Genomic DNA, 11539 nt, shown 5'->3' with positions numbered 1-11539 from the left:
ATTACAAGCCTTTGGAACTCCATTTTTCTTACTTAAAAACTCCGAACTGGGGTTCCTATAATATATCTTTTACCTAAAACACGTGTACTATTTAACGAGTTTAAAGAATTAGAAGAAAACAATAATTTTGAGATAAGTACGAATAATGCCAAAGTAAAAGAATTATTACAGAAATTTGAAGTACTAAAAGAAGAAATAAAGAAAATTGGCCTGGAGATAGATACAGATTTGCTAAATCAGGCCATTCATAAATTACAGCAAGCTCTAAAGCCAATTGACTCCTTACAACTAATAAATAAGGAATTAGAAAACATACAAAAAGGCTTATACCAACACCAACTTTATACATTTACCTATCATCTTTCTCCTGATTCTCATAAAAGTACTCGGTTAAATAAAAACTGCCTTATAAAAGAAATAGATTACAACCAAAATAAAGCTCGCTATCGAGTTTATCCTCTTATGGACCAATATGGATTGAGGTGTACTGCTGCTATACCCATTTCCATTCCGTCTGGTCCTATTGAACTACAAATTAATTTTTTTGGAACAATTGATTTTGCTGCCGAAATAGCAGATATGGAAAAAGAAGGGCCAGGTCAAGAGACATTAAAAAAGCATGAAATAAAATTATTGGAACAAATTAATAGCATGATTGAGCAATTGAATGCTATCCACCCTAATAAGACATTCAGACTTCGCTTAGCAGGTCATAGTTTAGGTGGGGCATTAGCTAAAGGATTTGCTCATTCACTTCAAAGAGCTTGTGCTGTTCAGAAAAATACTCCTAGTACTATTATTAAGAATATAAAAGAAGAATTAGGCAAGGAAATTCAAATAAACAACTCTATCTTGCCAAAAGTATTGCAAAGCTTAGAAAAAAAACTTGTCGTGGATAAAGATAAATTTAAAAAATTTAAAGCCCTTAACAAGATCGAAGGAATTACTGTTTATGCTGCAGGCGCTCCAGGCCTTGGGAAGACTACCGATCAACACGCCTCTTTACTTACCTATAATCATCAACCTGATTTTCTACGCGTTTATAATCACTTCCATCGGGAAGACATTATACCTAAATTTGGAACTACTGAGTTTCTTTCCGGAAAAAATGGCATTACGCCCAGGATAACCACTAATAAAGTCATTCAATATGATATTGAAATTACAGACGAAGAAATAAAAAAATCCTTACCTGGAGCTTTTCCCGGTATGACAAGCCGAGTTATGGCAGCGCATAATAAGTTAATTTACAACTCAAATCAACCCATCCAATCTACAATATTCGAATTTAAAGAATTTGATTATTTATTGGAAAAGTTTCCTTTTTCAATATACAAGCGTGCCTTATACGATGCTCTTTTTCTTTTCAAACGATTTCTTGCTTCTTTTGAAACGATGACGAAACTTATTCCAAGTTTAAAAAGTTGGCCTGAAGAGGTTATTGCAAAACCTGCAATTTAAAAAATCACACCACAGCTAATAAAACAGCCGTTAAATAATTTCCTTCAGGAAAGGAAGCCAAAGTTGGGTGACAACTTGCTGGCCCATAAACCCCTAAAATTCGTACTTGTTTACTCACTGCCCCGGCTTGAGCATTGACCAAAGCACAAAATTCTGATGACGACAAGGCGGAAGAGCAATTACAGGTCATCAATAAAGAACCTGATTTCATATGCTTGAACACTTCACGATGTAAAAATCGGTAATAGTTTTTTGCACGTTGTATATGTTGCTGCGAAGGCACTAACTTTGGAGGATCTAAAACAACTACGTCATACTCCCCTGCTTTAGCTAGATAATCACGTGCATCTGCTTCGATAAACTCAATGTTGGTTAATCCATTTAATTGGGCATTTTTTTTCCCCTGAGCAATTGCTTGTGCAGAACTATCAACTGCAGTAATACGTGTGGCTCCTGCTTTAGCAGCATGTAACGCAAAACCTCCGGTATAACTATAAAGATCCAAAACACTTCGTTCTTTAGCCAACTGAGCAAGGCGTTGATGATTTTCGCGTTGGTCAATGAATAATCCCGTTTTTTGGGCATGACTAAATTCGACTTGGTAAATAACCCCTCCTTCAAACACCTGCGCATTTGCTTGGGTTATTTCTTGCTGATTAATGTGTTTCCAACCATCTTGCCCCAAAGGTTTCGCTTGTGGCATCCAAAGAATTTGGTCTTGTGGAAATATAGTCTGTAAGGCTTTAATGATTGTTTCTTTATTTAACTCCACCCAATAAGCAGAACTGGCCACCACACATACCTGGTTAAAACGATCAATGGTCACACCCGATAAGCCATCAGCTTCACTATTAAAAAAACGATAAGCTGTTGTTTGCTCATTAGGTAAGTTAAGGCATTGACGCACCATCTGCGCCTGTTGGAAACGATAAGCAATCACTGAAGAGAAACTATTTAAATTAATGCCTTCATTTGCCAAAGCCAGTACACGAACTCTATATAATGAATGCTCATTATATACACCAATGCCAATTAAGGTATTTTCTGCACTATAAATCTCGACCAAATTGCCGGTAACCAACTTCCCTGAATTACGCACAATTGCTTTGGGAAAAATCCAAGGATGGCCACGAAGTACGGTATTTTGTTTTGCTGCAAGCAAAATAACTTTTGCGTTCATTATCTATTTCCCAAAGTACAAAAATGGGCTAATCTACACAAAGAATCATAGACCTGCAATAGATATGCTTCAAAAACCAATACTCCGAAATCAACAAGATAAATTTACCTCAAAAAGTAAGAATAAAAATTGAGATCAAAATGTTACACTATTTAAAAGTACTATTTCTTTTTCTTTACATTAGCCTATTTTGTCACCCCTCAAGCGCAGATCCTTGGTTCACCGGCCCTATTTTAGCTCCAGCTGGCCATTCTGTTCCTCGTGGACATACTAATTTTGAACTCTATGGTATTGATGCATTTACCAACGCCCAATTTGATAATAAGGGACGTGCTCACCGTATCCCTATGTTTAAAAGTTTGATTTTTAATCCATTACTCACTCATGGTTTTACTGATTGGCTGGATGTTCAACTTTCTGTTCCCTATACCTTCAACAGCACTCGTGGGATCGATTATAATCGACTAACAGATACCTCTTTAGCATTAGGAATACAAATTCTCGAACAAAAACACTCTAAATGGATTCCCGATTTACGCCTGCTGATCCTGGAAGTATTTCCTACTGGAAAATATAATGAATTAAATCCGGCACTTTATGGTACCGATGCCACCGGCTTAGGCAGTTATAGAACACTTATCGGTTTAAACTTGCAGTTCTTAAAAGAAATTTATGAATCCCACTATTTACGCACACGTTTATTTTTATCCAGCCTTATTTCTTCATCAGTATATATTAGCGGCATCAGTAGTTTTGGTGGTTCAGTTCACACCCGTGGTACAGTGAATCCAGGAATTGAAGATAATATTGATTTAGCTTTTGAATATACTTTAACTCAACATTGGGTAGCAGTAATGGAAGGTTATTATTCTGAAGGTCAAGCAACACGATTCAATGGTATTTTAGATATATTAAATGATGATGAACAACCCACTGTAGGCGCCAAACAATATTATGAATTTGGCCTAGCTCCAGCACTAGAATATAATTTTAATGCACATGTTGGGGTGATTGGTGGGGTTTGGTTTCCGGTACAAGGAAAAAATACATCACGCTTTATGTCGTATGTTTTAGCAATTAATGCTTACTGGTAGTTAACTATACATTATGAATGTACAAACTAAGGTGCGTGAATTCTATGGAAAAAACAACAAAATTCTCCTATGGACTAACTTTGGCAGCATTAGGAGTAGTGTTTGGAGATATTGGTACCAGTCCTTTGTATGCTTTAAAAGTAACATTAGATAACCTGGCGGTTACAGAGCCCAATATTTTAGGTGTTTTATCGCTTATTTTTTGGTGTCTAATCATCATTATTTCCTTTAAGTATTTGATTGTCATTTTTCGCGCAGATAATGATGGTGAAGGGGGAATTCTAGCTCTACTCGCCCTCATGAAGCATAAAGATGCAAAATATATATCGCTTTTTTATATGTTTGCCATCTTTGGCGCAGGACTCTTACTTGGAGATGGCATGCTGACCCCAGCCATTTCAGTTGTCAGTGCTGTTGAAGGATTAAGCACCTTATCTGATTCATTTACGCCGTATATTTTGCCCACCGCAGCACTCATTCTCGCATTTCTTTTTCTTATTCAATCGAAAGGAACATCAAGTATTGGTTATCTTTTTAGTCCTCTTATTCTCATTTGGTTTTGTACCATAGCAATTCTAGGCATCATTCAAATCATTGCTGCACCAGTAGTATTAAAAGCCATTAATCCTTACTATGCTTTTGCTTTATTACAGGATTTAGGGTTTAAAGGATATTTGCTCTTAGGGGGAATTTTCCTGGTTGTTACCGGTGGAGAGGCACTTTATGCCGATATAGGACATTTTGGTAAAAACCCTATTCGTGTGAGTTGGTTTTTTCTTGTTTTACCCTGTTTAGTATTCAATTATTTTGGCCAAGGTGCTAACTTATTATTACACCCAGAAGCAATCAGCCATCCTTTTTATATGATTGCTCCAAGCTGGTTTCATATACCTCTTATTGCTCTGGCAACTATCGCCACCATCATTGCATCACAAGCAGTAATTTCAGCGACATTTTCATTGACCAAACAAGCCGTTTTATTAGGTTTATGTCCAAGAATTCCTATTATTCAAACGTCAAAAGAATACTTTGGCCAAATTTATGTACCACAAATTAACTTTATTTTATTTGTTGGTACATTAACGCTTACTTTTGCTTTTAAAACCTCAGACAATATAGCTCACGCTTATGGAATTGCCGTTAATGCCTATATGCTTATGGTAGATTTTATGGTCGCCTACACTGCCATTTCTATTTGGCGTTGGTCAAAAATTTTTGCAGGAATAATCTTTGCCATATTCCTTAGTGTTGATCTTGCTTTTCTTGGCTCAAATGCTCATAAATTCTTAACCGGTGGATGGGTGCCTGTTACCCTAGCCCTAGGCTTGGCAACAGTAATGTATACCTGGAAATACGGTTTGGAATATCTGCGTATTCATTACTATATGAATAAAGCAGACATCTCAAAAATCATTAAACAATTGCAATACAATTGCTTAAATCAACTGCATGATTTAACAGCAGTATTCATTACTGACGTTTATGATAAAAGCGGGGGCAGCTTTTTACACTTTTTAAAACTAAGTCGCTCAGTGCCTGAACATGTATTGATCGTCAATTATGTAGTGAATAATATTCCTTATGTCCATTACAGCCAACGTTATGAGGTCACCTGTTTAGATGAACGAGTTTATAATTTGACCTTACATTATGGTTTTATGGAAACAATCTCCATTCCTCGCGCTTTGGAAAGAGCTTCAGATAAGAATATCTTACCCTTTAAATTAAATATTGATCGCGCAACCTATATGGTTGAAATTCCCAACATCATGGCGTCAAAAAATAAAAAATCCTTGACATTTTTCTGGCAAGAACGATTATTTGCTTTCCTCATTCGCAATTATTCAGCCAATTTAAACATTGAATTCTATAAATTGCCGTACAATAGAACTATAGCGATTGGCACTTATTATATTATGTAAAATTCAGGAGTATTCCATGTGGTTTAATAATGCACTCATTTATCAGTATGAATTAGATGAACATTCTAATTTAATACCTCATTTAGCTGAAAATATTTTAAAGCCTTGTCCACCTCATGCGCGTTTCATTTATGGATGGGCACCCGTATTTTCTGATGAATTAGTACAAGAAGTTTCTGGTAGCTCTCTTATTTGTATGGGTAAGGAAGAGCGTTTATTACCACGTGGGGTAATTAATAAAACGCTGGCTGAGCGCGTACAAGCACTAGAAGTACAACAAGGGCGCACCATCAAGCGTGCCGAAAAAGCACAAATCGCTGAAGATATTGAATTTGAATTATTACCTAAATCATTTTGTGTGCAAAAAAGAATGTTTGCTATTTTAGATAGTACCAAAAAGCGTATCATCGTTAATGCCTCTAGCAATAATCAAGCATCACAACTCACCTCGTTATTACGTAAGTCAGTGCCTGGAGTCAATATTGAACCTCTACCGCTTGCCGAAAATTTAGCGGTACGTTTTGCAGAATGGATACAATCTCCAACCACCCTACCTGTTAATTTTCAACTCGCATCAGATTGTATTTTGTTCTCACTAGATAATGAAAAAAAACGCATTCATTGCAAAGGCTATGAATTACCTGCCGAAGAAATTTTAACTTTATTATCACAAGGAATGGTCACAGCTGAGATTTCATTAATTTGGCGAGAGCGAATTCAATTTACCCTGACACAAGATTTTAGCTTTAAAAAACTAAAAAGTCTGGATTATCTTATTGATGACTTTAATGAAATTAAACAGTTTGAAGAAGAACTACAACGAGACGCAGCACTCACCTTACTCTCAGGCGAGCTGCGTGAATTAATTAATGAATTACTTGCACCGTTGAAAATGCAAACTCCTGCATTATAGAGCTAACTTAAGCTCAGAACAAAGTAGGAAGAGCTGCAGATCTTCCTACTTGATTCTTCGAATTCAATCTATGGAAGAGGCTTCACTATATTCTTGGTATGATAAGTAGCCTCATAAACTGTTCTTGCCTCTTCAGCCGCTTTATTTAAGTCTAATGCCCTATTCGATTCATACATAATAGCCAAAGCCTGCTGCGCAGAAGGTGCTTGCGGGTAATTCTTCACTAAATAACTCGAACGCTCAATTGCCGCTACATACATTTTGCGCTTGAAATAAAATTTAGAAACGTTCAATTCAGACTGCGCAAACATATTACGTAAATAAATCATACGCTGCAAAGCATTTGCTTTATACTTGCTTTCAGGGAATTTTTGAATTAATACCGCAAAATCAGAATAAGCCTGTGTTTGAGTACCAGGATCACGCCAAGACTCATCCATAGGCAACATCTTCGCAAATACCCCACGTGTTTGTTGGAAATTTGCTAAACCACGCATATAGTAAGCATAATCAACATGCTTAGCCCGAGGATACAAATGAATAAAGCGCTCAGCTGAAGCTGCAGCCGCAGGGTAATCTTCATTTTGATAATACGCATAAATTAAATCCATTTGTGAACTTTCAGTGTAATCACTAAAAGGATACATGGTCTCCATTGCCTCAAGACGCTTAATTGCGCTTAAATACTCTTTTTTATGCAAAGCTTTTTGTGATTCAGAATGCAACTGCTCTGCACTCATTCCTTTAAAAGGGTTCTTATCTTCATCATCCTTATTCCACCAAGTCTTACAAGAAGACAAAGACACAATAAGACCAATTAGGAATAACACTTGAATTCGTTTCATAAACTACACCTATTTTTAATATACTGCTATTTCTACAAACAATTGCAAAAAATTTTGAATCATTATACATATGGCTAAATAATTTGCGAGCATTCTTATGGGTAATTTAATTGATAATAAAATCAAAAAAATATTTGCAAAACGCAAAACATTAAGGTAGTATTTTCGCCTGTCGGAGAGATGGCAGAGCGGTCGAATGCGGCGGTCTTGAAAACCGTTGAAGGGCAACCTTCCCTGGGTTCGAATCCCAGTCTCTCCGCCAAATCCTTCTAACTTAATATTATTTATTCTCATGAATCATCTTTATTAAGAGCGTCCAGAAATTATAAACGAGCTATACTCAGTATTTTATCTATCCCATATTAGCAAAAGCCTGATATGGGATATTACGAACAATCACTACTGTAAAAAATCTGCACTTAAAAGCTTAAGGCTATTTCCTCTTTCTCTCTGTCATTAAATTAAGGAAAATCGTAGGTTGGGCCAAGGCCCAACCTACAACTCTATTTAAAAATCCTTAAGTTGACGGGTAATGGTTAAGACGCTTAAAAACCACCAGCTTATATTATGAAATTTTCTATGTTCAGACAGATATAAATAATATTAATCCACACCAATATCAAATGAGCTACCAAATGTTGGCGATCTATATGATGGTGATGATTCATTTTGACTGTTCATCTGCGCAATAGGAGGTGCACTTGGAGTAGGCATTGGTTTGAATATATGAGTGTATGGTTGTTCCACATATTGTGGGACACAATCCGGCATTGTACAATCATAACACCTATTCCCTACTTTTACTTGCTTCATATTGGAGAGTTCTCCAGAGCGCAATTTACGCACTTTATCAAGCAACTCATTAATTTCAGATTTGCAAGAAAAGAAGCGTGATAAAACAGTAGGAATTGTGCCATTACTGTTTGATATACGTGCAATTTCCATACGAATTTCTACCAAGACCAAGCGCACTAGGAGTGGGTTAATCCCTTTGTGTGTGAGGACCGCTTCATTCTCTGCAGTTAAACGAAACCGCTTTGGATCTTCAGGATCTATAGCGTCACGATTCACATGACGTTCAATGCCCCTATATCCCATATCCATAACAAAACCACCTATCCCAGCACCAATGATCGATAATAAAATCACACCTGTAGCAACAATGGTAACTGGGTTAAAACCCGCCATGATCGCAAGACTAACAAGAACAGGAGAGAGAAGTGCAGCTGAGATTGACGCGGTTCCCATACCAAAACCAATCGATGTCGCCATAATTAAAGCTGCTTTTAACCATCCTTCATTATAATAAAAACGATCTATACCCTCTGCAAAGTGACTCAACATATAATATAGAGCAATCATCGCGATAACTGCAGCAATAGCTGCTAAAGCAATTAATGCCAAAACTGCTAATAATTGCGTAAGATCTTTATCAGAATTCGTATCTCCAGATGGAATATGATGATGGTGGCAATCATTTAAAATTGTATTCAAAAATAGCCAATCATATAAGGTTGTATCGCGATAGTGATAGATATTTACCGTATGTATCTTTGTTTCATTAAATTCAGGAATTTGACGTGGATCTTTCTTTTGTTCGGGCGTTAATGAAAAAGCGTTCCACATAGCATAAAATACTGTGTAAATTTGACACTTTTCTTCAGGACTTAAAGAATAAAGAGTCCCACCATATGCCTCCAAGGAGTGCTGCACATTTATAATCATCTCATTAAATGTCGCATTATCATCTAATCCTCTTTTACGACAATCATCGTAATGTCCCAAGGTATTCACATAGAAGGATCTTAATTTCTGATCAGTTAATTTAGTTACACTATTATTTGGCATAGCTACTCCTCATTTTAGTAGCACCAATTCCATTTATTCCCTATGGAGCCGCTAACAGCACTTCCAACAGAACCAAAGTACTCAATTAGCCTTGCAAGTCCTTACATTTTGGCGGATTTATATATCTAATAAACCAACCAAAATTAAATAAAACTGGTACTAGTGCCTTACAATTTGGGCTTGATTAATTAATCTTTTAACGTATAGATCATAATCCATCATCCCGTAACTGGCCTCAATTTGTTGCACAAGGCTATCACGTTGCTCTTTATCTAAAGAGTTTAATTTTCCATCATTAATTTGTTTTAATTTCACAACCACAAAATTACCATTAGGTAAAATAACACTACCACGGCTGCCTGGTCGTAATAAATTAAATGCTGCATCATTAATTAAAGATTCTGTTTTGTCACTATCCCTAGACGCTTTTTCTACAGAAATCCAGGTTAAGTGATTTGCGATAAATTCTTGCTGTTTTTTGTCATCGATTGGGGCTAATAGGCTAGCTCCGAGTTCTTTGGCTTTTATCTCAGCAATTTGCTTCACGAGAATCTTATGGATTTGCTCACGTACTGCATCCAATGACTGTTCTTTTTCTGGAATACGTTCATTCACACGAATTACGGCAACAGAATCATTATCCAACTGTATAGGATCACTGTTATTACCAAGTTCCAGCACATCATGACTAAAAGCAGCATTAATCACTTGCGGGTTTCTAGTAAGTTCATCATCTCCACCTGCACGTGAGAAAAGTTTTGTTTGGACAATTTTTAAATGCAATGCTTCAGAAACAGAAGTAAGTGAATCTGGTGATTGATAACTTAAATCAGACAATTGCTCCAAAGTTTGCGCATATTTATTTTGCGCCATTTCGGTAATTAATTGTTTTTTAATTGTGGTTTCTACTTCAGCTAAAGACTTCTGAGTAGCTGGTTTATAAGCAAGTAATTTAAAAATCTCATAACCATGCTTAGTTTTTGCTGGTGCTGAAATTTCATTAGGTTTAGTGAGATTGGACAAAATTTTTCCATATTCATTTTGACCAGCCGTCATCCATGGCAATTCACCGTGATCAGTAATAGATAATTTATCATCAGATACTGTAGATACTAATTTATCAAATTGACTTGGATCTTTCTGTAATTCAGCAAAGGCATCATCTGCTTTTTTCTGAATATCATCTTGTTCTTCTTTTGAGGCTGTTTCTGGAACAGCAAAAAGAATATGAGCAACATGCCATTGCGCAGGAGTTAAATAATTGCTTTCGTTATCATGGTAAAAACGTTTGATGTCTTCCTCAGAAGTGTTGATATGATTTTTAATATCATTCATCGATAAAGTGACATAATCCAAGCTTACTTGCTCAGGAGTCATAAATTGCTTTTGATGCTGCTTGTAATATTCTGTAATAGCATCTGGATTAACATGAACATCTTTCTCAAAATGAGCTGTATCAATAGTTAAATAATCATAATCTCGAGTTTGCATAAACAATTTTACAAAGCGTTCAATTTCACCAGGTAATGCAAACGAACTTCCAATAAAAGCAAAACGCTGCTGGTTTAATAACATGCCTTGTCTTACTTCATTTTGGAAACTTGATTGCGTAAAATACGCTGCGCTTAAAGCTTGTTGATACTTCTCAGCAGAAAAATGCCCATCTTCTTGAAACTGAGGAATACTAAGAATAGCCGCATTCGCTTGATTTGCACTCACACCAAAACCATTGTGATGTGCTGCCTGGACTAATACTTCATTAGTCACCATTTGATCTAAAACTTGACTCTGCAATTTTTTCTCATCTTCAGCACTCATGTGCGCTACATCTTGCATACCTCGAGCGCGCCTATAGTTTACTTCGAATGCTTGTTCCGTTAATGATTCATCATTGACTGTAACTTTTGCATTTGTAGTTTGATGGGATTGCAGATAATAATCTACACCAAACAATGTAAATGTAATACCAATTAAGATAACAACCAACCAAGCTATGACACCTTGTATACGCTCATTTAACTTCTGCAACATGTCCAGAGATCCATTTTAGAATTAACAAATTTTTTTAAGAAGTCGGATTATAACCTAATCAGACAAAAATCCCAAAATAAACCGGTAAATATCATGCGATCGATGACAAAAGATGATTTAGCGTATTAGCTAGCTAATTTAGAACGTATATAAGATAAAATGCACACTTCGAATAGGCATGCTTAAAAGCTGGCGGAGTGGACGGGGCTCGAACCCGCGACCCCCGGCGTGACAGGCCGGTATTC

The 11539-nt window shown here is 36.4% G+C and carries 8 protein-coding genes and 1 tRNA gene; 5 read left to right on the top strand and 4 right to left on the bottom strand.

The window, feature by feature from the left end; genetic code table 11:
- The first annotated feature begins 228 nt into the window (after positions 1-228).
- Positions 229-1461, top strand: a complete 1233-nt coding sequence (locus QM652_RS12315) for a hypothetical protein (protein ID WP_415076237.1) — start codon at positions 229-231, stop codon at positions 1459-1461.
- Positions 1462-1465: 4 nt separating this feature from the next.
- Here the strand turns inward: QM652_RS12315 and QM652_RS12310 are convergent, their stop codons facing one another.
- Positions 1466-2641, bottom strand: a complete 1176-nt coding sequence (locus QM652_RS12310; RefSeq protein WP_415076235.1) for a class I SAM-dependent rRNA methyltransferase — start codon at positions 2639-2641, stop codon at positions 1466-1468.
- 140 nt (positions 2642-2781) lie between these two features.
- Between QM652_RS12310 and QM652_RS12305 the strand changes: the two genes are divergently transcribed.
- From QM652_RS12305 to QM652_RS12295, 3 genes are read left to right on the top strand one after another with little or no spacing between them, the layout of a single operon-like run.
- Positions 2782-3735 carry a hypothetical protein gene (locus QM652_RS12305; RefSeq protein ID WP_415076233.1) on the top strand — a complete coding sequence of 318 codons (954 nt, stop codon included), beginning with the start codon at positions 2782-2784 and terminating at the stop codon, positions 3733-3735.
- A 44-nt stretch (positions 3736-3779) separates the two neighbouring features.
- A complete protein-coding gene (locus QM652_RS12300; RefSeq protein ID WP_415076231.1) occupies positions 3780-5657 on the top strand; it encodes a potassium transporter Kup in 1878 nt (625 codons plus the stop codon).
- 16 nt (positions 5658-5673) lie between these two features.
- Positions 5674-6570, top strand: coding sequence for a recombination-associated protein RdgC (locus tag QM652_RS12295; RefSeq protein ID WP_415076229.1), 897 nt, complete (start codon positions 5674-5676; stop codon positions 6568-6570).
- A 68-nt stretch (positions 6571-6638) separates the two neighbouring features.
- On the opposite strand, the gene QM652_RS12290 is transcribed toward QM652_RS12295, so the two are convergent.
- Positions 6639-7415, bottom strand: coding sequence for an outer membrane protein assembly factor BamD (locus QM652_RS12290; protein ID WP_415076227.1), 777 nt, complete (start codon positions 7413-7415; stop codon positions 6639-6641).
- A 174-nt stretch (positions 7416-7589) separates the two neighbouring features.
- Here QM652_RS12290 and QM652_RS12285 point away from each other — a divergent pair.
- A tRNA-Ser gene (locus QM652_RS12285) sits at positions 7590-7677 on the top strand.
- 341 nt (positions 7678-8018) lie between these two features.
- Here QM652_RS12285 and QM652_RS12280 read toward each other — a convergent pair.
- Entirely contained in the window at positions 8019-9263 is a 1245-nt protein-coding gene (locus QM652_RS12280; protein WP_415076225.1) for a hypothetical protein, read from the bottom strand.
- A gap of 159 nt (positions 9264-9422) precedes the next feature.
- Positions 9423-11294, bottom strand: coding sequence for a SurA N-terminal domain-containing protein (locus tag QM652_RS12275; RefSeq protein WP_415076223.1), 1872 nt, complete (start codon positions 11292-11294; stop codon positions 9423-9425).
- Positions 11295-11539 lie beyond the last annotated feature (245 nt).

The sequence above is a fragment of the Legionella sp. genome (assembly GCF_047605385.1).
Taxonomy (GTDB): Bacteria; Pseudomonadota; Gammaproteobacteria; order Legionellales; family Legionellaceae; genus Legionella.
This window is presented reverse-complemented; position numbering and strand designations above follow the sequence as displayed.

What these genes read in the sequence shown, in the direction of transcription:
- QM652_RS12310 (WP_415076235.1), bottom strand. Translation starts at nt 2,641, where the DNA reads ATGAACGCAAAAGTTATTTTGCTTGCAGCAAAACAAAATACCGTACTT.
- QM652_RS12305 (WP_415076233.1), top strand. Translation starts at nt 2,782, where the DNA reads ATGTTACACTATTTAAAAGTACTATTTCTTTTTCTTTACATTAGCCTA.
- QM652_RS12300 (WP_415076231.1), top strand. Translation starts at nt 3,780, where the DNA reads ATGGAAAAAACAACAAAATTCTCCTATGGACTAACTTTGGCAGCATTA.
- QM652_RS12295 (WP_415076229.1), top strand. Translation starts at nt 5,674, where the DNA reads ATGTGGTTTAATAATGCACTCATTTATCAGTATGAATTAGATGAACAT.
- QM652_RS12290 (WP_415076227.1), bottom strand. Translation starts at nt 7,415, where the DNA reads ATGAAACGAATTCAAGTGTTATTCCTAATTGGTCTTATTGTGTCTTTG.
- QM652_RS12280 (WP_415076225.1), bottom strand. Translation starts at nt 9,263, where the DNA reads ATGCCAAATAATAGTGTAACTAAATTAACTGATCAGAAATTAAGATCC.
- QM652_RS12275 (WP_415076223.1), bottom strand. Translation starts at nt 11,294, where the DNA reads ATGTTGCAGAAGTTAAATGAGCGTATACAAGGTGTCATAGCTTGGTTG.